We start from the raw sequence: 21,400 nt of genomic DNA, 5'->3' as shown, positions 1-21,400 counted from the left end.
CTTCACAGCTAAACGATTGCTTGTGATCATTTGGTGTGTCAATTGCAACTACGTTGATTTGTTACACATTTTTTGAGGCTTTTAGGTGATCGACTCTACATAAATATGAAATCTGTATGTCAGGTATTTATTGTTAATTTAAACTAGTTCAAGTTTTACTGCTCTCATCGGACGTCCTTTCCGAATTTGTCTATTCATTAGAGCAGTAACAAAAAAGCAGTGGAAACCCCAAAAAAGTTCAAAAGGTATGACAATGAAGCAAGGCCTGATCGTAAAAAGCGCATTGAGCGCTGCAATTCTTGCAACTCTAGCTGGTTGTGCAACTGCGCCTCAGCATGAGTGGGAAGCGGATAAAACTTATAAGCTGACGGTTCTACACACCAATGACCACCACGGTCGTTTCTGGCAGAACAAATACGGTGAATATGGTATGGCAGCGCGCAAGACTCTGATCGATGAGTTGCGTGCAGGTATCCAAGCCGAAGGTGGTAGCGTGCTGTTGCTATCTGGCGGTGATATCAACACAGGTGTTCCTGAGTCAGACCTTCAAGATGCTGAACCAGACTTCAAAGGCATGAGCAAAATTGGTTACGACGCAATGGCGCTAGGTAACCATGAATTTGATAACCCGCTAGACGTGCTATTCAAGCAAAAAGAGTGGGCTGGTTTCCCAATGCTTTCAGCAAACATCTACGACAAAGAGACTGGCGAGCGCATGTTCCAGGCTTACGAGATGTTTGACAAGCAAGGTATCAAAATTGCAGTTATCGGTCTGACAACCGAAGATACGGCAAAAATTGGTAACCCAGAATACATCGGTGGTATCGAGTTCCGTGATCCAAAAGAAGAAGCGAAAAAGCTGATTGCTGAACTAGAGAAGACTGAAAAACCAGATCTTATCTTCGCGGTTACTCACATGGGTCACTACGAAGACGGCAACCGTGGTGTGAATGCACCAGGTGATGTGGCGCTAGCTCGTTACCTAGACGAAGGTTCTCTAGACATGATCGTTGGTGGTCACTCTCAAGAGCCTGTATGTATGGAAGCACCAAACGTTGTGAAGAAGAACTTCGCACCGTCTGACGAGTGTAAGCCAGACATGCAAAACGGTACTTACATCGTTCAAGCACACGAATGGGGTAAATACGTAGGTCGTGCCGATTACGAATTCCGTAACGGTGAACTAGAAATGGTGAGCTACGACCTAATCCCAGTTAACTTGAAGAAGAAAATCAAAGTTAACGGCGAATCTCAGCGCGTATTGATCGAAGACGAAATCAAAGAAGACCAAGAACTACTTGAGTTCCTACGTCCTTACCAAGAAAAAGGCCAGTCTCAGCTAGACGTTAAGATCGCTGAAACTAACGGCAAACTGGAAGGCGACCGTAACGTTGTACGTTTCCAACAGACTAACCTAGGTCGTCTGATTGCGACAGCTCACATGGAACGCGCAAAAGCAGACTTCGCGGTAATGAACTCGGGTGGTGTGCGTGATTCAATCGCATCAGGTGATGTTACGTACAAAGACGTACTGAAAGTACAACCGTTCGCAAACATCCTGACTTACACCGATATGAGCGGTAAAGAAGTTCTGGACTACCTAAACGTTGTTGCGACTAAACCTGTTGATTCAGGCGCGTACGCTCAGTTTGCTGGTATTTCAATGACAGTTGCAAACGGTGAAGTATCAAACGTATTCATCGCAGGTAAACAGCTTCGTCTAGACGCGACTTACCGCTTCACAGTACCAAGTTTTAACGCGGCTGGTGGCGACGGTTACCCTAAACTGACTGCGCACCCAGGCTTTGTGAACACTGGCTTTGTGGATGCAGAAGTACTGAAAGAGTACCTAGAAGTAAACAGCCCAATCGACGTGAACAAATACGCTCCGTCTGGTGAGATTGTTTACAAGTAATTTGACATCAAATTACAAATCTCTTTAACTAGAAGCGCTGCAAATATTGCAGCGCTTTTTTATTGTTTGTATTTCCCTAATACCTTTCTATTGGAGAGCTCATGACTCCAGCTATTAATCTCGCTAAAAAGAAAAAAATTGCTCATACCATTCATCAATACGAGCATGACCCAAGAGCAGATAGCTACGGCTTAGAAGCGGCACAAGTGCTAGGACAAGATCCATCACAAGTATTCAAAACGCTGCTATTTTGTATGAATGGTGAGGCAAAAAGCCTCGCAGTTGCCGTGATTCCTGTTGATCAGAAACTGAACCTTAAGTTGGCGGCAAAAGCGGCAAAAGCGAAGAAGGCGGATATGGCCGATCCTGATATCGCGCAGAAAACGACGGGTTATGTCGTTGGTGGTATTAGTCCGCTTGGGCAAAAGAAAGCGTTGCCGACTTTCATTCACCAAAGTGCATTAGACAAAGCAACCATTTGTGTTAGTGCGGGCAAGCGTGGGCTAGAAATTGAACTCGCACCACAAGACTTAGCTGCATTAACCAGAGGGCAGTTTGCGGAGCTGTGCATTTAAATCGCGCTAAATAACAGATAACAAAAAGGCTGACGTTGATGCGCCAGCCTTTTTTCTATTCAAGAACAGAAGACGTTATTTTAGTTCTTCTTCCATTTGTGCGTTATCGACAACGTGGTTTTCACCGATGTCTTTTGGCAGTAGCAGGTTAAGCAGGATTGCTACGATACCGCATAGGCTCACGCCTTGTAGGCTGAACTCGCCAATGCCGAATGCCATGCCGCCGATACCAAACACAAGCGTAATCGCTACAATCACAAGGTTACGTGATTTGTGTAGGTCAACGTTGTTCTTGATAAGCGTATTAAGACCAACCGTCGCGATTGAACCAAACAGCAGGATCATAATGCCGCCCATTACTGGCATCGGAATGGTTTGTAGCACAGCGCCAAGTTTTCCGACAAGAGCCAGAACAATCGCTGATACCGCCGCCCAAGTCATGATCACTGGGTTGAACGCTTTGGTTAGCATCACTGCGCCAGTGACTTCCGAGTAGGTCGTGTTTGGCGGCGCGCCAACCATTGAAGCAGCAATTGTTGCTACACCGTCGCCTGTGATTGTGCGGTGTAGACCCGGTTTCTTCAGGTAGTTTTTGCCAGTCACGTTTGAAATCGCCAACATGTCACCCACGTGCTCAACCGCTGGAGCGATAGCCACTGGGATCATGAATAGAATCGCATTGATGTTGAATTCCGGGAAAGTAAAGTTCGGCAGTGCAAACCATGCTGCTTCTTGTACTGGCGTAAAATCAATAATACCGTAGCCAAGGCTCAGTGCGTAACCAACCACAATACCACCAAGAATAGGCATAAGCTTAAGGAAGCCTTTGGCAAACACGCTAAGCGCAATCGTCGTTAGTAGTGAGGCACAAGAAATAATGATTGAAGCTTGCGCATCTACCAATTGAGCACCGTCACCGCCTTTACCTAGCGCCATGTTAACCGCAACTGGTGCCAGACCTAGACCAATCACCATGATTACTGGACCAACTACAACTGGTGGAAGCAGCTTGTGGATGATTTCCACGCCGCGTACTTTGATCAGTGCGCCCATCGCTACGTACACAAAGCCAGCTGCCATCAGGCCACCCATTGTGGCTGGGATACCCCAAGTTTGAACACCGTAAAGGATAGGAGCGATGAAAGCGAAAGAAGAAGCAAGGAAGATAGGAACAGAGCGGCGAGTAATAAGTTGGAAAAGAAGGGTACCGACACCTGCACCAAATAGAGCGACGCTAGGATCCAAACCTGTCAACAGCGGCACCAGAACGAGTGCACCAAATGCGACGAATAGCATTTGAGCGCCTTGAATGGCATTTTTCATGTGTTTATTCCTTTAGCTGGCCAAAAGGGCAAAAAGTACAAATTTGCCCTGAATAAAATAAAATTCGCGGGATTTTATCACCATCGCAATCGATTGCAATCCGAACTGGATCAATTATTCCTTTTTTATTGTTCGAACAGGCTCGAAGTCTTTCGAGAAAAGGCTTGGCTATCGTATTGATAAAATAGTGCTTTGGTTGCTCCGACGCCAATAGTTGCTTATTATCATGACCAAAGTGGTAAAAGTTTAATCTTAGGAAGCGTATGCGTCGTTTAGCTTTATTAGTCTTAGGACTTGTTAGTTTGCCTGCCATGGCACTGACAAACATCGAGTTGTACCGAACAGAAGTTCTTTTAGATAGCTCAGCAGAGAATGCCGATGCGCAGGCGCGTATCGAAGGCATGAAAGAAGTGATCGTGCGGGCATCGGGTGATACTAGTGCAGCCAGCAACCAAGTTGTCACTAAGGCGCTAAAGCAAAATAGTCAGTATCTGACGCAAATCAGCTACGGCCAAATCGACGGCGAGCAGACGATAAAAATGGCGTTTAGCGAGCCACATATCCGTTCACTGCTTAGTCAGGCGCAATTGCCTGTATGGCCATCAGACCGTGCTAACGTACTAGTGTGGTTGGTTGAAGAACAAGCCGAGCGCAATATTATTTGGGAACACTCTGACTCTGAGCTGCTAGCGACAATGAAGTCTGAGGCAGAAAAGCGTGGCTTACCAATTACCGTGCCGGTTGGCGATTTTGATGATGTTACGGGCGTTAACGTCTCTGACTTATGGGGCGGTTTTGTGCGTCCTGTCGGTCAGGCAAGTCAACGTTATCCAGTCGATGCAGTGCTGGTGGTTAAAGCGCAAGGTAATACTCTGCGTTGGACACTGTACGATCAAAATCCAAGCTCAATTGGTGTGACTCGCCAAGCGCCAGTTTCCGGTACCAATACAGGTGGCGATGCAGCGAGTAAACTGATCAACCAAATCAGTGATTACTACGCTAAACATAATGCAGTGGTTGCGTCGAGTGAATCCTCAGAAGCGGTAAAAGTTCGCTTTACCGAACTAACGGATGCGGTAGGCTTCTTTAAACTAGAGAACAACCTGAAGAAATTGAGTTCAGTCGCATCGATAGATATCGTGAAAATTCAGAGTAACGAAGTGACGTTTAACGTCCACTTGTTGTCATCACAGGCGGAGTTTGAACAAGAAGTTCAGCGCAAGAACCCAGTGACGCAAATGGCGAGCATTGTTGAACAACCAGAGGTTGTAGAAGTAGCGCCGATTGTGACTCCACAAGGCGAGGGTAGCGTACAGGATCCAGCGACTACGCCTGCAGTAGAAGAAACGCCAGCGGAGGTTGCGCCAACACTACCAGCGATCAAACCTGAACCAGCAGAAACGATCCTCGTGTTTAAGTGGCAAGGTAAACCTTATGTCGCGCCTGTGGTTGAAGAGCAGCCAAGCAGCGAAGACGAAGTGAGTGCGGTCGAAGATACGGCTGAGCCTGAAACATCTGCGGCGGCGAGTTAGTTTCAAAAACGATGAACAAAGAAAAGGGTCTGCCAATGCAGACCCTCTTTGATTCTGGTTACGCATACAACGCATTATTCTGACTCAAAACGCTCTTTCTCTTCTTTTTCAACTTTAGAAAGACGTTTGAGTTTCATGCCCAACTCTTGACCACGTGCTCTGGCATATAGGATGTTGCCTAAAAATGCGGTGGTGGTCAGTGCCAGTTCAACCAATGCTAGCCAACGCTCCCCACCGTCAACGTAGAGAATGGTAAAGCCGTGCAAGAAGTAAAGCATCAGAACAAAGTTCGCCCAAGCGTGGGTATAGGGCTTACCGGCTAAAATACCAGGTAGCGGCAGTAGCAAAGGAACCGCCCAAGCAATCGCGAGCGTGGTACTGCTAATATGCGGGTGCGGAGAAAGTGATAGTTGCCACAACGCTATCCAGCTCAATAAGGCTAAGTTGCCGAACAGAGCGAGTAGTCGGAATAGTTTCGTTTTGGACTGCATTTCCTGCATGTCTCTTAATCCTTCATTTTGAGAGCGGTGGTTGCTAAGCGTTTACCCAACTGCTGAGCAAGTTCTGCTTCTTCAGCGGTGAGCCCTGCTGGTGATGATGACACCGTGGTCGCGCCATATGGCGTGCCGCCACTGGTGGTGGAATGCAGCTTAGGTTCTGAGTAGGGGATGCCTAATATCATCATACCGTGGTGCAGCAGTGGCAACATCATACTTTGCAGCGTGGTTTCTTGACCACCGTGCAGCGTCGATGAAGAACTGAACACGCACGCTGGCTTATCGATCAGCTCACCAGATAACCACAGGGGTGTGGTTTGATCCCAGAAGTGTTTTAACGGCCCGGCCATATTGCCAAACCAGACGGGGCTGCCCATCGCTAAGCCATCGCACTGCTTTAACTCATTGAGCGTAAGAACCGGGTCAGTCGATGGCTCGGTGCCACTGATTTCCTCTACGGTTCGTAATAAGGCTTCACAGTGAGGGATAGCTTCTATCCCTCTGGCGATTTGTCTTGCGACAGCGCGGGTTGAGCCGTGTCTGCTGTAATACAGAACGACGATCTTACAACTCATAGGATCTCTAATACTTGCTCTGGCGGACGGCCGTGACGAGCTTTGCCATTGTGCACAACCACTGGGCGCTCAATCAGTTTCGGGTTTTCAGCCATCGCGGCGAACAAAGCGTCGTCTGAGGCATCGGCTAAGTTGAGTTCTTTGTAGATGTCTTCTTTTGTACGCATCATGTCTCTAACGTTATCCAGCTCAAGTTGAGCGTACAACGCTTTCAGTTGTTCCACGTTGAGTGGTGTCTCTAGATATTTCACAATCTCTGGCTGAACGTTATTTTCTTCTAGTAGCGCTAGAGTTTGACGGCTCTTTGAACAGCGTGGGTTGTGATAAATCACGACTGACATAAACATAACTCCTGTTGTTATTGTAGGGCTAAGAAACGGTCTCGCTGCACCATCAGTTGGTCAATGCGAGCGTCGTATCTTGCTTGTTGTAAACTTCCTAACTCCGCGAGTTGGCTCGCTTGAGTATAATACTGAATGGCTTTATTCCAGTTGGCTTTTAGCGCCAAAATTTCTGCGCGTGCTGCGAGGTCTTCTCCGCTATTACCCAAGTGAATGTTGGCTTCAGACAACAAGTGCCAACCGTTCAAGTCATTAGGGTTATCGTGGGTATAACGTTGAAGAACTCTCACCGCATCTTGATTGCGCTCTTGTTTGATTAACACGTTGGCATAGTTAATCGTCATCACCGGATTTTGCGGTGACGCTTTAAGCGCATTCACTAACATGGTTTCCGCTTTGGCCATTTGATCTTGTGCGAGGTAAAGGTCTGACAACGCATCAAGATAAAAATGGTTGTTCGGGTCTTTTTTCGCCATCGGCTGCAATATTGCCGCGGCTTTATCGAGCTCTTTGTTGTCGAGGTATACCAATGCTCGTCCATATTGAAAAGCGGGTTGCAGGTCAGCTTGCGCTTTTTTCTCAGTTCGGTCGAACCAATCTAATGACGATTTTGCATCAATACCTGCGTAGCGGGCGATCACTCTAGCGCGCGCTAAGTGATATTCCAATGAACTGCTGATGCGTGGATCTGGATAGCGTTGTGCTCTGGCACGGCTATCGGTGATACGGTCCTCCGGCAGCGGGTGGGTCAGTAGCATCGGAGGTGGTTTGCTCGCGTAGCGGAAGTCGTCCGCTAGTCGGCCAAAGAATCTCGGCATCGCCTGTGGTTCGAATCCGGCTTTTGCCAGCGTTGATATGCCAAAGCGGTCGGCTTCTTTTTCGTTGCTACGGGTGTAGTTGATCGTGCCTTGCATGCTACCCGCTGTAGTAGCGGTGATCGCTGCGATACCCGCTTGAGGAGCGGCAATCGCCAGTAACAACGAACCTGCTAACGCCGCAATCGTTGCGGGTGTTCGCTTGGCTTGTTCTTCCATACTGCGCGCTAAGTGACGTTGAGTTACGTGCGCGATTTCGTGGGCAACCACCGAAGCGAGTTCACTCTCGCTTTGAGCGTGTAAAAATAGCCCTGAGTGCAGTGCGACATAACCGCCAAAAAACGCAAAAGCGTTAATGTTGCGGTCGCGGATCATGAAGAAGGTAAAGGGGGTTTTAACGTCATCTGCGTTAGCCACCAATTTATGGCCTAGAGTGCTGATGTATTCGTTTAAGACCGGATCATTGACGATAGGTTGGCTGCTACGCAACATGCGCATGTAGGCATCGCCATACTGAAGTTCTTGCGCGATCGACAGTGTGCCACTGGCTGTGGTGCCTATGTCGGGTAAATCAATGCTGGATGCGGTCACCGTTGGCGTCGCTAACGCGGTTGCGACACAAAGGCAGACCATAGAACGCGTGCGCTTAAACATAAACTTTAGATGATACTCCGTTAAAAACTGGTCCTAGCTTATTGTAAATAGGTAAGACTGATACTTCCTTTGACACCGGTTCACACAGATGGTTTCCTAGCGGAAAGTCATCGAAACTTCAGTGACAAGCGCAGAAGTCAAAAGCGAGTTAAAGTTGATTAACCGTACTTTTATTTACACTGACGCGTTTAAAAAAACACTATACAATACCACCATGATAAGCATCGAGCGAAAGAATGGAACCGAATATTTTGGATTTACGCCAAGAGCGATGTCCATTGGCGCTGTTACTTGCTAAGCGTCACACTACCGGATTGGAAATCGGTGAGAGTTGCCAGATTTTGATTTGTGACCCCAGCTCTATGGCTGATATTAAAAAGTTTCTTCAAAAGCAATTATTTACATTTACTTGCACAGAGAAGGATGGCTACGTTTGTATGCATGTAACCAAGGAAAAATGTTAAATGTTTGAAATGATAAGCAGTTGGTACAAAAGGCGTTTCTCTGACCCACATGCGGTCAGCCTTGTGGCGATTCTCTTGTTTGGCTTTATTACCATCTACTTTTTCGGCGACCTTATTGCACCGTTGCTGGTGGCGATCGTTCTTGCTTATCTGCTCGAGTGGCCAGTTGTTCACTTAACCCGTTTTGGTGTGCCAAGAACGCTCGCAGTGATATTTGTTATCGTCGGTTTTAGCAGCTTGATGATGGTGGCTGTGTTTGGTTTGGTTCCGACGATCTGGCAACAGGTAGGGAACTTAATCAACGATATACCAACCATGTACGTTGGCCTACAAGGCTTTATCGCTGAATTGCCACAACGTTATCCTGAGTTAGAAAACTTCCAAATCGTTGAATCTGTTGTCACCAATGCGAAGAATCAGGTGATTGGCATGGGTGAGACAGTATTGAAAGGGTCGCTAGCGTCATTAGTGAGTTTAGCGACATTGGCGGTATACCTGATTTTGGTGCCATTGCTGGTGTTCTTCTTACTGAAAGATAAACAAGAGATGATTCGCATGGCGAGTGGCATCTTGCCTCGCAACCGCCGCTTGGCGAACAAAGTATGGCTAGAGATGAACGAGCAAATCTCTAACTATATTCGTGGCAAGGTGATGGAGATCCTGATTGTAGGTGGAGTGAGTTACATTACCTTCGCGATTTTGGACTTACGCTACTCGGTGTTGTTGGCGGTTGCGGTAGGTTTCTCGGTGTTGATTCCATACATTGGTGCCGCTGCAGTAACCGTACCCGTGGCGATGGTGGGTTTATTCCAGTGGGGGTTAACACCACAATTCTACTGGTTGCTATTAGCTTACGGCATCATTCAGGCTCTAGATGGTAACGTTCTTGTCCCTGTATTGTTCTCAGAAGCAGTCAACCTTCACCCTGTGGCCATCATTGTCGCAGTTCTGGTGTTTGGTGGCTTGTGGGGCTTCTGGGGCGTATTCTTTGCGATTCCACTTGCAACTTTAGTTAAGGCCGTTTGGCATGCGCTACCTAGCCAAGATGGGGAAGAAGCTCAAGTTTAATCTGCAAATAGAAAATTCATTTGTTTTGTCAAAAAGCTCCGGATGTCACGTCTGGAGCTTTTTTTTTACCGTTTATTGTAACGTTAACTTAAAATGTATTTTACATGAGTAAGAAAATGTAAAAGTTTCTACTCAAGAAAGCGTCAGTCAGGGCGATAACATCAATAATAAATAATAACTATATTAATAAGACTGACTATTGAGGGATTCTATGAAGTTTAGTCAAAAGATTGTTGCTGCAGCATCTGGATTGCTTTTAATTACGGTAGTTCTCTTGTCTATTCAGCAACTAAGCACAGTTAAGCAAGAAGTCGAAGCGCTTGTCGATACCAGTCTGACTGAAATGGTCAATGGTGTGAAGAACACTATTGAGTCAGAGATGGAAAGCAAAAAAGCCTTGGCGTTGTCGAGCACAGAAGTTATTGAACTTGCGCCGCAAGACCGACAAACCGTTAAGAACATTCTCGAAAATCCAACCCTAAAAGGCAGTTTCCTTGCGGTCGGTTTTGGTTACGAAGCAGATGGCTTTGTGATTGAGAACGACGACGGCTGGGACGCTGGGCCTGATTATGACCCTCGAGTTCGCCCTTGGTACATCGATGCTAAGTCACAAGGTCAACTGGTGGTCACCGCTCCTTATGTTGATGCGTCTTCGAAAAAAGTCATCATTTCGATTGGTACACCTGTACACGAAAATGGTCGCTTTATCGCTGGCATGTTCTACGATTTAGAGCTGGGTGGGCTGGCAGATCTTGTTAACAGCGTAAACCTGCTAGACGCGGGTTACCTATTTATTGTGACAGAGGATGGCACCACGATTGCGCACCCAGATGCGGCCAATAATGGTGAGAACATGTCGAAGTACCTGCCACAAGTTTCGGTCGAAGAAGGCACTCACCAGTTTGAAGCCGACGGTAAAGATTTCCGCGTTCGTTTTACTAAAGTCCCTTCAGAAAACTGGTACATCGGCGCGATTGTTGACGAGAGTATCGCCTTCGCTGCAGTGACTGAAATGCGTAACAGCTCGATCATTTATGTTGTGATCGGCGTAGTATTGAGCGTGGCGATTCTTAGCTTCCTGATCAAAGTACTGATGCGTCCACTAGGCACGCTCAACGATGCGATTCAGGACGTAGCGTCAGGACAAGGTGACCTGACTAAGCGACTGGATACCAACACTGATAAAGAGTTCGTTCAGCTTGCTGAAGGTTTCAACCGCTTTACTGAAACCCTGCAAAAGCAGATTCAGCAATCCAAAGCGATTGGTGCGGAGATCTTGCGTGGTACTGAAATTACGGTACAGAGCTCAAACGATTCTGCGACCGCGATGCACAGTCAACTGCAAGAACTAGAGCAACTGGCAACCGCGATGAACGAAATGGCGGCTACCGCGACGGAAGTGGCGAACAACGCCCAAGGCGCGGCAGGCGCAGCGCGTGAAGCCGATACTGCGACGCAAGAAGGCTCGTCTGTGGTGAACGAGACCACTATCTCAATTGACAACCTAGCAGCGCGTATCGACCAAGCGGTCGAAGAGGTTCAAGGCCTAGAGTCAGCAACGGCAAATATCGAAACCATCTTGAAGGTGATCAACGATATCGCAGACCAAACCAACTTGTTGGCACTTAACGCAGCGATTGAAGCGGCGCGTGCGGGTGAATCGGGTCGAGGTTTTGCTGTAGTGGCGGATGAAGTTCGTACCTTGGCGCAACGTACTCAGCAGTCAACAACTGAAATTCGCAGTATGATCGAGCAGCTACAAGCGGGCGCGAGTGCGGTGTCTGCAGCAATGAGCGAGAGTAAACACACCGCGGTTGATGCGGTCGAGCGCTCACAAGCAGCTGACAGTGCGCTGCAGCGTATTTCGGAGGCAATTCAGCGTATCAACGATATGAACATGCAGATCGCTTCTGCGGCAGAAGAGCAAAGCTTGGTAGCGGAAGAAATCAACGCCAACACGATGAAGATTAAAGACCTGTCAACGCAAGTAGCGGAAGCTCAGAAGAGTGCCAATATTGCGATGCAAGTACAGACAGAAAATGTCCGTGAGCAAGATGAGGTGCTCAACAAGTTCATTGTGTAAGCAAGATTACGCAGACAACAAAAAACGCCAGCATCGAGCTGGCGTTTTTATTTATTTGCTGGGTATTACTTGTTTTCGTTTAAGTAATTTAGAACCACTTCGTGGTGGTCTTTGGTTTTGAACTTGTTGAAAACGTGTTCAATCACACCTTCTTCGTTGATCAGGAAGCTGATGCGGTGTAGGCCGTCGTACACTTTGCCCATAAACTTCTTCTCGCCCCAAACACCAAACTGCTCTGCAACGGCGTGGTCTTCATCTGACAACAGAGTGAAGTTGAGATTGTCTCGCTCGATAAACTTACCCAGACGTTTTACTGGGTCAATGCTGACGCCTAAAACCACAACGTTGTGTGCGTCCAATTCCGCTTTTACGTCACGTAGGCCTTGCGCCTGTACAGTACAACCCGGAGTCATTGCTTTTGGGTAGAAGTAAAACAGTACTTTTTTGCCAGCGAAATCAGACAGAGATACCGTGTTACCGTCTTGATCTAATAAAGAAAATGCTGGAGCTGGAGTGCCTGCTGTTAGCGTGTTCATTCTTCTTCCTTTCTTATTTGCTTATTTGCTGTTTTTTATAAAATTCAGTGAGCCTTGTACGGACAATTGCTGACAAAGTTCATCAAACTCTTCTTGAAGCTGCATCAGGTTACACTCTGAGTCGACGCTTGCGGTAATCGCAATGTGGAACTGATTGGATTCTCTGTCCACTTTTTCTTTGGCGATGGTTTGCGCGCTGAGTGATGAAAGTCCGATCTCTTTTTGGGCAAAGAACTGGGTAAAGTGCTCGGTTAATCCAGGCTTATCGTCTGATTCGATAAATACTTCCAAGGTGTAAGAGGTGTCCAGCGGTGCATGAGTAGAAGTGCGCTTCATGATGGTGATCAGGTTATGTTCCTGGCCAAGAAGTGGCAAGGTGGTTTCGACACGAGTGACCGATGCATTGTTGCCTGAGAGCAACATGATTAGCGTGAATTCATTGCCGAAGAGAGCAATGCGACTGTCAACAATATTGCATCCAGACTGTGTGACTAGGTGGACAACTTGGTTGCATACACCTGGGCGATCTGTCCCCACCGCCGTAATCACTAGATGTTGAGTCATAGTATCACTTATTTTCTTATTAAGATTATTAATACGTTAGCTTAGCACAGATAACTTTAAGAAAAATGGCGTGATAGCGCTTTAGAATCATTTTTGTTCAATTAGCGCCAAGCCCGTAAATATCCTTACTCAGTACTGACACAGGGGCAAATAAAAGGCGTAATTTGCCAAATATCTAACATCTGATAAATATTCATCCATTTAGGTGATTTAAGCGGTGTTAAGCGCTTGTCTTTTTCAATCGGCTTAAAGTACCATGCAGAAAGAACAAATTGAGGGAGAAGGACATGTTTTCAGGAAGTATCGTAGCGTTAATTACACCATTTAACCATGATGGCGAAGTAGATTATGTAAGCTTGAAAAAGCTGGTTGATTATCATGTAGCCGCAGGTTCAGACGGTATTGTCGCAGTTGGGACAACTGGTGAGTCTTCGACGCTGACTATTGAAGAGCATGTCAAAGTTGTAATGAAGACTGTCGAGTTTGCTGAAGGCCGTATTCCTGTAATTGCAGGTACTGGTGCTAACGCTACTCATGAGTCTGTTACATTCAGCCGTTTGCTTAACAATTCAGGTATTGCTGGCTGCTTAAGCGTTACCCCTTACTACAACAAGCCGACTCAGGAAGGTCTTTTCCAGCATTACAAAGCGATTGCTGAAGAGAGCGACGTTCCACAAATCTTATACAACGTGCCGGGCAGAACCGCCGTTGACCTTAAGCCTGAGACTGTGGCGCGTTTGTCAGAAATCGAAAACATCGTTGCATTAAAAGATGCGACGGGTGATTTAAGCAGAATTGCAATTCACCGTGAACTTTGTGGCGAAGATTTTATCTTACTAAGTGGTGATGATGCGACTGGCCTAGAATTCGTTAAGCAGGGCGGTCAAGGCGTGATCTCAGTGACTAACAATATCGCTGCTGAAGATATGGCAAAAATGTTCAGACTGGCGAAAGAAGGTAAGTTTGAAGAAGCGGAAATCATCAACCAACGCTTGATGCCTCTGCATAAGAATCTGTTCATCGAATCTAGCCCGATCCCTGTTAAATGGGCGGCGCATAAGATGGGCCTGATTGCGAACGGCGATCTGCGACTGCCTCTGACTGAATTGTCAGAAAGTGCTCGTCCGATTGTTGCTCAAGCAATGTCAGAAGCTTGTATCTACTAAATTTAGGAAGAATTGCCGAAGAGAACTCTTCGGCATTTACTTATCAGGAGTTTCAATGAAATTGTCGCGCCAGCTAGTTCTCAGTTCGCTAGCTGTTTTTGTTTTATCCGCATGTTCCAGTAGTCCAACGCAGCGTCGTCAAGCGAAAGATGACTTCGAGTATTTAGATACTCCAGCGATGAAAGAGTGGAAACTAGCTGATGGTGCTACACCGCAGTTCTACACCAACTACCAAATCCCGCAAGGTGATTATCAAGGTGGTATTGGTCAGGAAGTCGATATTCGTCCACCGCAACAGATTCTCGAGTTAATTCCGGGTGCGCGCCCAGAGCGCGGCAACGGTGAAATAACGCTGTGGCTTATCCGTGAAGATGAGTTGGACAAGGTATGGCAGTCGGCGCTGACAATGCTTGAACAACAGAACATAAAACTACGTGAGAAAACAGACTCTAGAGTTGAAACGGATTGGGTGGTTTGGCAAGCGGAAGACGAAGACAGCGAAGTCGGTGCACGTTACCAAATCGACCGTATTGAATCTGCGGGTCGTCACGGCTTTAAAGTATCGTTGATCGACTGGCAACAAGGTGGCAAGCAGCATTCTGTCACCGTGACCAACGAAGAGCGCTACAACACGCTGATGACCAACATGGTGACAGCACACTACGACATGGAAGTTCGTGAAGAAGCAGCGCGTAAAGCACAAGAGTTGGTGAAACACATTCCAATCAGCATGGGTACCGACCGCAGTGGCTTCCCGGTTATCATTGCACGTACGCCTTACGACGTATTGTGGCCGCGACTACCAAAATTGTTGCCAGAGATGGGCTTTACTATCGAAGCTCGTAACCAGTCTCAAGGCACTGTTAAAGCGAAATACGCGGAGCCAAACGGTGATTTCTGGAATGAGATTGGTGTTAATCCGGTTAACTTGAAGCCAGGTACGTACACCTTCTTGTTTGGTGACTTAGGAAACCGTACTTCAGTTAACGTTACCGATGCCTCTGGTAAGCCAGTAGAAGAGCAACTACTGAAAGACTTAGCGCCTGTACTGAGTGCGGTTGCGCGTAAGCACGCTGAATAAGCGCTCACTGTTTAAGAGTAATAAAAAAGCTGACCATGAGGTCAGCTTTTTTTGTGTCTGCTTTCTTGATTACAGCGTCATTGCCGCGATCCAACCGAAAATAATCAGAGGAATGTTGTAGTGGATAAAGGTCGGTACTACGGTTTCCCAAATGTGTTCGTGCTGGCCATCTGCGTTTAGACCCGATGTTGGACCCAAGGTCGAGTCAGACGCAGGAGAACCCGCGTCACCCAATGCTGCAGCCGTACCCACAAGTGCTACGGTTGCCATCGGTGAGAAGCCAAACGCTAGCGAAAGCGGGACGTAGATGGTTGCAATGATTGGGATGGTTGAGAACGAAGAACCGATCCCCATCGTCACTAATAGACCTACAATCAGCATCAATAGCGCTGCTAGCGGTTTGTTGTCGCCAATGCTGGTTGAAAGCGCTTCAACCAATGACTCGACACCACCCGTTTGCTTCATTACTGCCGCAAAACCTGCTGCAGCAATCATGATAAAACCGATCATCGCCATCATGTGTACGCCTTTGGTGAAGACATCTTGTGTCTCTTTCCAAGCAATTACGCCACCAAAGGTGAACACCATAAAGCCAGCAAGACCGCCAACGATCATCGAACCTGTGGTCAACTGCGCAGAAAGTGCAACTACGATACCTGCGACAGCAACCAAGATGTTTTTCTTCTTGATATGGTCTGTGTTGGTGTCAACATGCGTCATTTCTGTCTCTTTGTACTCGCGTGGTTTGCGGTAGCTAAACAGAATCGCAGTCACTAGGCCAAAAATCATCCCCGCAGCTGGCAGTAACATCGCCATCGGTACTTGGCTAGCAGTAACGGTTTCTAAGCCGTTGTCGTGCAGGTTTTTAAGCAGGATGTTATTTAGGAAGATGCCACCGAAACCTACCGGAAGAACCATATATGGTGTGACGAGACCAAAGGTCAGAACACACGCGATCATACGGCGGTCGAGTTTTAGTTTCGCAAAAACGCCTAGCAAAGGTGGAATAAGAATTGGGATAAAGGCGATATGCACTGGAATCACGTTCTGCGAAGACATCGTCACTAGAATTAGCGCGACCAATACCGCGTATTTCAAACCTGTAGACGCCGCGCCATTCTCTTTGCCGTGAATACGTTTAATCACGCTGTTGGCAAGCAGATCAGTGATGCCCGATTTTGAAATCGCGACAGCAAACGTGCCAAGCATTGCATAGCTAAGTGCGATAGTGGCACCGCCACCTAAGCCGCTTTCGAAAGCAGCGACCGCATCGTTCAGGCTCATACCAGCGACTACACCACCTACAATCGCGCTAAATGTCAGAGCAACCACGACATTCACGCGCATCAGTGCTAGCACCAGCATGATACATACGGAAATTACAACTGGGTTCATAGTTTTCTCATTTGTTGTGTTTACATATTAATTATTGTTGTCAGCATCGGCTTCAACCAACGGCCAACCACCTAGGGCTTTCCACTTGTTGACGATGCCACAGAAAAGCTCTGCCGTTTTTTGAGTATCGTATAGGGCAGAGTGGGCTTCTTTGTTGTCAAATTCCATCCCAGCAGTCTTGCAGGCTTTAGCCAGTACTGTTTGGCCATACGCCAAGCCGCTTAATGTTGCGGTGTCAAACGTCGCAAATGGATGGAAAGGGACTCTTTTTAGCTGGCTGCGTTCACTTGCTGCCATAACAAAGTTATGGTCAAAGGTCGCATTGTGGGCAACGATGATGGCACGGCTACAATCCGCCGCTTTCTGCTCTTTTCGTACCAGCTTATAAATTTCTTTGAGAGCTTCAGATTCAGAGACCGCGCCGCGAAGTGGGCTAAAAGGGTCACGAATGCCGTTGAATTCAAGCGCTTCTTTTTCAAGATTAGCGCCTTCAAAGGGCTCAACATTGAAATGGATGGTTGACGCAGGGTGGAGGTCGCCGTTTTCGTCCATCTTTAAAGTAACGGCACAGATTTCTAAAAGTGCATCGGTCTTGGAGTTAAATCCTGCGGTTTCAACGTCGATAACAACAGGAAAATAGCCGCGAAATCGTTTTTTTAGCGTCAATGCTTCGTTTTCTACAGTCATGTTGGCCTAAAATTGTGTGACAAGTGCAGCATTATTGCAGATTCTGATACTAAGAAAAACCGGATTGTTGAATTAATATTGCGCACTTATTGATGGGTTTGTTTTCACCTTGAACTACCCGCGATTACTTAGGGTTGGCTAGCTTTTTGCATTGTTCTGCATGTAACAATCAGAAGCGGCAAATTGACGCCTCATTAGCAGTAGAGAGAAGCCACACACCATGAAAAAACTGTTCGCAACCGGACTGACGTTCACACTGACGACTATCGCAAGCTCTGTGCAGGCGATGGATGTCCAATATGCTGCGTCGCCACAACAGTCTCAGTGGCAAATGATCACCAACACGCCGTTGGAGTGTCGCTTAGTTCACCCTATCCCTAATTACGGTGAGGCGGTGTTTTCTTCACGTGCGAGCAAGAAAATTAATCTCGATTTTGAGCTGAAAATGAAACGTCCGATGGGCGAAACCCGAGATGTGTCATTGGTGTCGATGCCACCTGCTTGGCGTCCGGGAGAGGGCGCAGACCGTATTTCCAATATTCAATTTTTCCAACAGTTTGACGGTTACGTGGGCGGACAAACCGCGTGGAGTATTTTAAGCGAGCTGGAAAAAGGGCGTTACCCAACATTTAGTTACCAAGAGTGGCAGCGAAGAGATCAACGTGTGGAAGTTGCATTGTCTTCAGTGTTGTTCCAGTCAAGCTACAATGTGTTCAGTGACTGCATTGCCAACTTGCTGCCGTACAGTTTTGAAGATATCGCCTTTACTATTCTTCACTATGACCGTACTAGCGTTGAGCTTAACAAACGTTCATTGAAGCGCTTGGCGCAAATTGCTGAATACATCAAACACAATCAGGATATCGATTTGGTATTGGTGTCGACCTATACCGATTCTGATGACTCGAAAAGTGCCAGCCAGAGCTTGTCTGAGCGACGAGCAGAAGTGTTGCAGGATTACTTTGAGTCACTGGGGTTGCCAGAAGACCGTATTCAGGTTCAGGGTTACGGCAAGCGTCGCCCAATTGCCGACAATGCCTCACCAATCGGCAAAGATAAGAACCGCCGCGTGGTCATCTCGTTAGGACGCACTCAAATATAAACCATTCCTGCGTTCCTGATATGCGCTTATAAAACGGCAGAGCAGGGCGCAATAGCTTTTCTCAGTTGATTCTAAACTTGGCGATCAGGTTGCAGTTGGTCGCCGTATCAATATCTTGTACCAGTCGGGCGATTTTTGGGTTCGGATGTCGCTTCATAAACTCAATCAGCGCCTTTTTACAGCAACCGAGTGAGTCGACAAACGCGTCGCATTGGTTGTTTGGACATTGCGGCACTAACGTCAACACCTTTTCAGAGGCGAGCTTGAGATATTTGAGCTCGTACTTGCTTTCGCCAACATTACGCCAGAACGTTGCCATGTTGTGGCATGAAATCACCGAAATCATCAGCCGGTCTTCAACGTCAAACTCTGTTTCTTCACTGATACGCTCACTTAACGTCAGTGCTTGTTGGTAATGAAGAATGCTGCGCAGATGATCGTGTTCGCTCATCGCCATGTCAGCCAATAATGTGTGTTTCTCCCATTCTGCAATGTCCATCTCATCCACTCTCCTATAAAAGACTGAAATGAGATTAAATGATAATTATTATCAAGTAAAGATAAATAAAAAGGACCGCGAAATGCAGCCCTTTTTATCAGGTGAGATTACCCTTCCAAACCTGCTGTTGCTTGTTTGTTTTGGATAAGCTCAATCATGTAGCCGTCAGGGTCTTTAACGAAAGCAATGTGAGTGGTTCCGCCTTTTACTGGGCCTGGTTCACGAGTCACGTTGCCGCCTGCTGCTTTGATTGCATCAAAAGTCGTGTAGATGTCGTCAACGCCGATCGCGATGTGGCCAAATGCGCTGCCCATATCGTATTCAGTGGTGCCCCAGTTGTAAGTTAGTTCGATAACTGCGCCTTGTGACTCATCACCGTAGCCAAGGAAAGCCAAAGTGTACTTGTACTCAGTGTTTTCGTTCTTGCGAAGTAGCTGCATACCCATAACATCAGTGTAGAACTGGATGGATTTGTCTAGATCACCTACGCGAAGCATAGTGTGTAGAATTCTTCCGTTTGACATTGTCTTGTGCTCCTAGTTTTCCGGATATACTTTCTCTTTGAATTCACAAAGGTCTTCAATAATACAGCTGCCGCAGCGAGGTTTGCGTGCGACGCAAGTGTAACGTCCGTGCAGGATCAACCAGTGGTGTACATCAAGCTTAAACTCTTTTGGTACCACTTTAAGTAGTTTTTCTTCTACTTGGTCAACGTTTTTGCCCATCGCCAGTTTGGTGCGGTTTGCTACGCGGAATATGTGCGTGTCAACCGCAATCGTTGGCCAGCCAAACGCTGTGTTGAGAACCACGTTTGCTGTTTTTCGTCCAACGCCGGGCAAGGCTTCAAGCGCTGCTCGGTCCTCTGGCACTTCGCCGCCGTGCTGCTCAAGCAAGATCTTACACGTCTTAATGACGTTCTCTGCTTTAGAATTAAATAGACCGATGGTTTTAATGTACTCTTTAACACCGTCCACGCCTAGGTCAAGCAGACCTTGAGGTGTGTTGGCGACAGGGTAGAGTTTATCAGTCGCTTTGTTGACGCTGACATCTGTCGCTTGGGCGGATAACAGCACCGCGATGAGCAATTCAAACGGTGTGCTCCAGTTTAGCTCAGTTTGCGGATTGGGGTTGTTTTCCCTTAACCGCTCTAAGATTAGTCTGCGTTTTTCTTTGTTCATGTTGAGGCTGCTTTCCAGTGTAATAATAATTAGTTGGTTACACGCGCACGTTCGATAGTCTGTTTTTCTTGTTTTGGCTGACGCGCTTCGAGTTGTTTGTCGATAATGTTCTTAACCGCGATAAGTAAGCCAACGCCAATAAAGGCACCCGGCGGCAGCAACGCGAGTAAGAAACTGTTATCGAAGTGGAAGATTTCGATACGCAATACGGTTGCCCAATCACCAAGCAGTAAGTCAGCGCCGTCGAATAGAGTACCGTTGCCGATCACCTCGCGCATCGCACCGAGTACGACCAATACGCTGGTCATGCCAACACCCATCCAAAAACCGTCTTGCGCAGAAGGGAGTACGTCGTTTTTTGAGGCAAATGCTTCCGCTCGGCCGATGATGATGCAGTTGGTCACGATCAGCGGGATAAAAATACCCAGAGATAGGAATAGACCGTAGGCGTAGGCGTTCATTAGCAATTGCACGCAAGTCACTAGCGCGGCGATGATCATAACGAAAACCGGAATACGCACTTCTTTTGGTACATAGTCACGCACCAATGAAACGGTGACATTCGAACCAACCAGAACCAGCAATGTTGCAATACCAAGGCCGAGTGCGTTGGTGACGGTAGACGAGACCGCGAGTAGAGGACACAAACCTAGCAGCTGTACCAGCGCAGGGTTATTGTCCCACATACCGTTTTTAATCAGTTTTTTATGTTCACTCATTGTTGCCTCCACAGTTCAGTGGTTGACTCAAAATAGCGTCGCGATTGGCGTTGACGAACTGCACGGTATTTTTTACCGCTTTGACAACTGCGCGCGGAGTAATGGTCGCACCGGTAAACTGGTCAAACTGGCCACCATCTTTACGTACTTTCCAAGTAGACTCGTTTTCATTGGTCACTTGCTTACCAGCAAAACCAAGAATCCAGTCGGTGATGCGTAGATCGATCTTGTCGCCTAACCCCGGTGTCTCTTTATGACTCAGTACACGAGTCCCTGAAATTGTTCCATCGTGCTCGATACCGATGATTAACTTGATTGTGCCGTTATAGCCATCAGGTGCAATGGTTTCAATCGCCATTGCCGTTGGCGCACCGTCAATCGTCGCCATGTAGACAGGCATGGCGTCTTTGGTTCCCAATGCAGGGTCGCTGACTAACGTGCACGAGTTGTACAGATTGTTGTCATGCATCTCATGAGGGATCACTTGGTTGAGGACCGAGAGTAGCTGAGCCTGTTCCTGCTGGTGGATTCTGTCTTTAGTTAAGTAGTGTGTCAGCGCCACTACACCTGTCGACGCACAGGCGAAAATAGCAAGAATAACACCATTTTTTCGAATAGCGTTTAACATGTT

Annotated in this window: 23 protein-coding genes; 9 read left to right on the top strand and 14 right to left on the bottom strand. The window is 47.1% G+C overall.

Annotated features, from left to right (window positions below):
• Positions 1-253 precede the first annotated feature (253 nt).
• Complete coding sequence (gene ushA / locus AKJ31_RS06670) at positions 254-1,915, top strand: bifunctional UDP-sugar hydrolase/5'-nucleotidase UshA (RefSeq protein WP_053408323.1); 1,662 nt, start codon at positions 254-256, stop codon at positions 1,913-1,915.
• Positions 1,916-2,016: 101 nt separating this feature from the next.
• On the top strand, positions 2,017-2,490 hold the full coding sequence (gene ybaK, locus AKJ31_RS06665; RefSeq protein WP_053408322.1) for a Cys-tRNA(Pro) deacylase: 474 nt from the start codon (positions 2,017-2,019) through the stop codon (positions 2,488-2,490).
• A gap of 75 nt (positions 2,491-2,565) precedes the next feature.
• Here the strand turns inward: ybaK and AKJ31_RS06660 are convergent, their stop codons facing one another.
• Positions 2,566-3,813: a uracil-xanthine permease family protein gene (locus tag AKJ31_RS06660; protein ID WP_053408321.1), complete on the bottom strand. Its 1,248-nt coding sequence runs from the start codon at positions 3,811-3,813 to the stop codon at positions 2,566-2,568.
• A gap of 263 nt (positions 3,814-4,076) precedes the next feature.
• On the opposite strand from AKJ31_RS06660, the gene AKJ31_RS06650 reads away from it, so the two are divergent.
• Positions 4,077-5,345 carry a DUF2066 domain-containing protein gene (locus tag AKJ31_RS06650; RefSeq protein ID WP_053408319.1) on the top strand — a complete coding sequence of 423 codons (1,269 nt, stop codon included), beginning with the start codon at positions 4,077-4,079 and terminating at the stop codon, positions 5,343-5,345.
• A 74-nt stretch (positions 5,346-5,419) separates the two neighbouring features.
• Here AKJ31_RS06650 and AKJ31_RS06645 read toward each other — a convergent pair whose 3' ends face one another.
• The 4 genes from AKJ31_RS06645 to bepA are packed head-to-tail and all read right to left on the bottom strand — an operon-like array spanning position 5,420 to position 8,227.
• Positions 5,420-5,845, bottom strand: coding sequence for a DUF2069 domain-containing protein (locus AKJ31_RS06645; RefSeq protein ID WP_053408318.1), 426 nt, complete (start codon positions 5,843-5,845; stop codon positions 5,420-5,422).
• A 5-nt stretch (positions 5,846-5,850) separates the two neighbouring features.
• Positions 5,851-6,417 carry an NAD(P)H:quinone oxidoreductase gene (wrbA, locus tag AKJ31_RS06640; RefSeq protein WP_053408317.1) on the bottom strand — a complete coding sequence of 189 codons (567 nt, stop codon included), beginning with the start codon at positions 6,415-6,417 and terminating at the stop codon, positions 5,851-5,853.
• Positions 6,414-6,758 carry an arsenate reductase (glutaredoxin) gene (arsC, locus tag AKJ31_RS06635; RefSeq protein WP_053408316.1) on the bottom strand — a complete coding sequence of 115 codons (345 nt, stop codon included), beginning with the start codon at positions 6,756-6,758 and terminating at the stop codon, positions 6,414-6,416. The genes wrbA and arsC overlap by 4 nt, the downstream gene beginning before the upstream one ends.
• Before the next feature lie 17 nt (positions 6,759-6,775).
• A complete protein-coding gene (bepA, locus tag AKJ31_RS06630; protein WP_053408315.1) occupies positions 6,776-8,227 on the bottom strand; it encodes a beta-barrel assembly-enhancing protease in 1,452 nt (483 codons plus the stop codon).
• A 236-nt stretch (positions 8,228-8,463) separates the two neighbouring features.
• On the opposite strand from bepA, the gene AKJ31_RS06625 reads away from it, so the two are divergent.
• The 3 genes from AKJ31_RS06625 to AKJ31_RS06615 all read left to right on the top strand — a co-directional run bounded on the left by AKJ31_RS06625 (position 8,464) and on the right by AKJ31_RS06615 (position 11,842).
• Positions 8,464-8,691 (top strand): sulfurtransferase TusA family protein, encoded by a 228-nt coding sequence (locus AKJ31_RS06625; RefSeq protein WP_053408314.1) that lies wholly within the window; start codon positions 8,464-8,466, stop codon positions 8,689-8,691.
• The gene (locus tag AKJ31_RS06620) at positions 8,692-9,759 is read left to right on the top strand and encodes an AI-2E family transporter (protein ID WP_053408313.1); all 1,068 of its coding nucleotides are present in this window, start codon (positions 8,692-8,694) and stop codon (positions 9,757-9,759) included.
• Between the two features lie 211 nt (positions 9,760-9,970).
• Complete coding sequence (locus AKJ31_RS06615; RefSeq protein WP_053408312.1) at positions 9,971-11,842, top strand: methyl-accepting chemotaxis protein; 1,872 nt, start codon at positions 9,971-9,973, stop codon at positions 11,840-11,842.
• A 65-nt stretch (positions 11,843-11,907) separates the two neighbouring features.
• Here AKJ31_RS06615 and bcp read toward each other — a convergent pair whose 3' ends face one another.
• Together bcp and AKJ31_RS06605 are read right to left on the bottom strand one after the other, a co-directional pair.
• Positions 11,908-12,378, bottom strand: coding sequence for a thioredoxin-dependent thiol peroxidase (gene bcp, locus AKJ31_RS06610; RefSeq protein WP_053408311.1), 471 nt, complete (start codon positions 12,376-12,378; stop codon positions 11,908-11,910).
• A 21-nt stretch (positions 12,379-12,399) separates the two neighbouring features.
• Positions 12,400-12,942: a glycine cleavage system transcriptional repressor gene (locus tag AKJ31_RS06605; protein ID WP_053408310.1), complete on the bottom strand. Its 543-nt coding sequence runs from the start codon at positions 12,940-12,942 to the stop codon at positions 12,400-12,402.
• Positions 12,943-13,229: 287 nt separating this feature from the next.
• Here AKJ31_RS06605 and dapA point away from each other — a divergent pair, with 287 nt between their 5' ends.
• Together dapA and bamC are read left to right on the top strand one after the other, a co-directional pair.
• The gene (dapA, locus tag AKJ31_RS06600) at positions 13,230-14,108 is read left to right on the top strand and encodes a 4-hydroxy-tetrahydrodipicolinate synthase (protein ID WP_053408309.1); all 879 of its coding nucleotides are present in this window, start codon (positions 13,230-13,232) and stop codon (positions 14,106-14,108) included.
• Positions 14,109-14,163: 55 nt separating this feature from the next.
• Positions 14,164-15,189, top strand: coding sequence for an outer membrane protein assembly factor BamC (bamC, locus tag AKJ31_RS06595; RefSeq protein WP_053408308.1), 1,026 nt, complete (start codon positions 14,164-14,166; stop codon positions 15,187-15,189).
• Between the two features lie 69 nt (positions 15,190-15,258).
• Here bamC and AKJ31_RS06590 read toward each other — a convergent pair whose 3' ends face one another.
• Both AKJ31_RS06590 and rnt read right to left on the bottom strand, forming a co-directional pair.
• On the bottom strand, positions 15,259-16,584 hold the full coding sequence (locus tag AKJ31_RS06590; protein ID WP_053408307.1) for a Na+/H+ antiporter family protein: 1,326 nt from the start codon (positions 16,582-16,584) through the stop codon (positions 15,259-15,261).
• Positions 16,585-16,611: 27 nt separating this feature from the next.
• Positions 16,612-17,271 (bottom strand): ribonuclease T, encoded by a 660-nt coding sequence (rnt, locus tag AKJ31_RS06585; protein WP_053408306.1) that lies wholly within the window; start codon positions 17,269-17,271, stop codon positions 16,612-16,614.
• Positions 17,272-17,491: 220 nt separating this feature from the next.
• On the opposite strand from rnt, the gene motY reads away from it, so the two are divergent.
• Positions 17,492-18,373 (top strand): flagellar protein MotY, encoded by an 882-nt coding sequence (gene motY / locus AKJ31_RS06580; RefSeq protein ID WP_053408305.1) that lies wholly within the window; start codon positions 17,492-17,494, stop codon positions 18,371-18,373.
• Positions 18,374-18,434: 61 nt separating this feature from the next.
• On the opposite strand, the gene AKJ31_RS06575 is transcribed toward motY, so the two are convergent.
• From AKJ31_RS06575 to rsxG, 5 genes are all read right to left on the bottom strand, one after another.
• Entirely contained in the window at positions 18,435-18,872 is a 438-nt protein-coding gene (locus tag AKJ31_RS06575) for a DUF2753 domain-containing protein (RefSeq protein WP_053408304.1), read from the bottom strand.
• A gap of 107 nt (positions 18,873-18,979) precedes the next feature.
• Complete coding sequence (gene gloA / locus AKJ31_RS06570) at positions 18,980-19,396, bottom strand: lactoylglutathione lyase (RefSeq protein ID WP_053408303.1); 417 nt, start codon at positions 19,394-19,396, stop codon at positions 18,980-18,982.
• A gap of 12 nt (positions 19,397-19,408) precedes the next feature.
• Positions 19,409-20,050 (bottom strand): endonuclease III, encoded by a 642-nt coding sequence (nth, locus tag AKJ31_RS06565; protein WP_053408302.1) that lies wholly within the window; start codon positions 20,048-20,050, stop codon positions 19,409-19,411.
• Positions 20,051-20,079: 29 nt separating this feature from the next.
• Positions 20,080-20,769 carry an electron transport complex subunit E gene (locus AKJ31_RS06560; protein WP_053408301.1) on the bottom strand — a complete coding sequence of 230 codons (690 nt, stop codon included), beginning with the start codon at positions 20,767-20,769 and terminating at the stop codon, positions 20,080-20,082.
• Positions 20,762-21,397 (bottom strand): electron transport complex subunit RsxG, encoded by a 636-nt coding sequence (rsxG, locus tag AKJ31_RS06555; protein WP_053408300.1) that lies wholly within the window; start codon positions 21,395-21,397, stop codon positions 20,762-20,764. Before rsxG ends, AKJ31_RS06560 begins: the two co-directional genes overlap by 8 nt.
• Positions 21,398-21,400: the final 3 nt, after the last annotated feature.

Source organism: Vibrio hepatarius, assembly GCF_001274785.1.
GTDB lineage: Bacteria > Pseudomonadota > Gammaproteobacteria > Enterobacterales > Vibrionaceae > Vibrio > Vibrio hepatarius.
The sequence above is the reverse complement of the archived record's forward strand: the minus strand, read 5'-3'. Positions and strand labels throughout refer to the sequence as shown.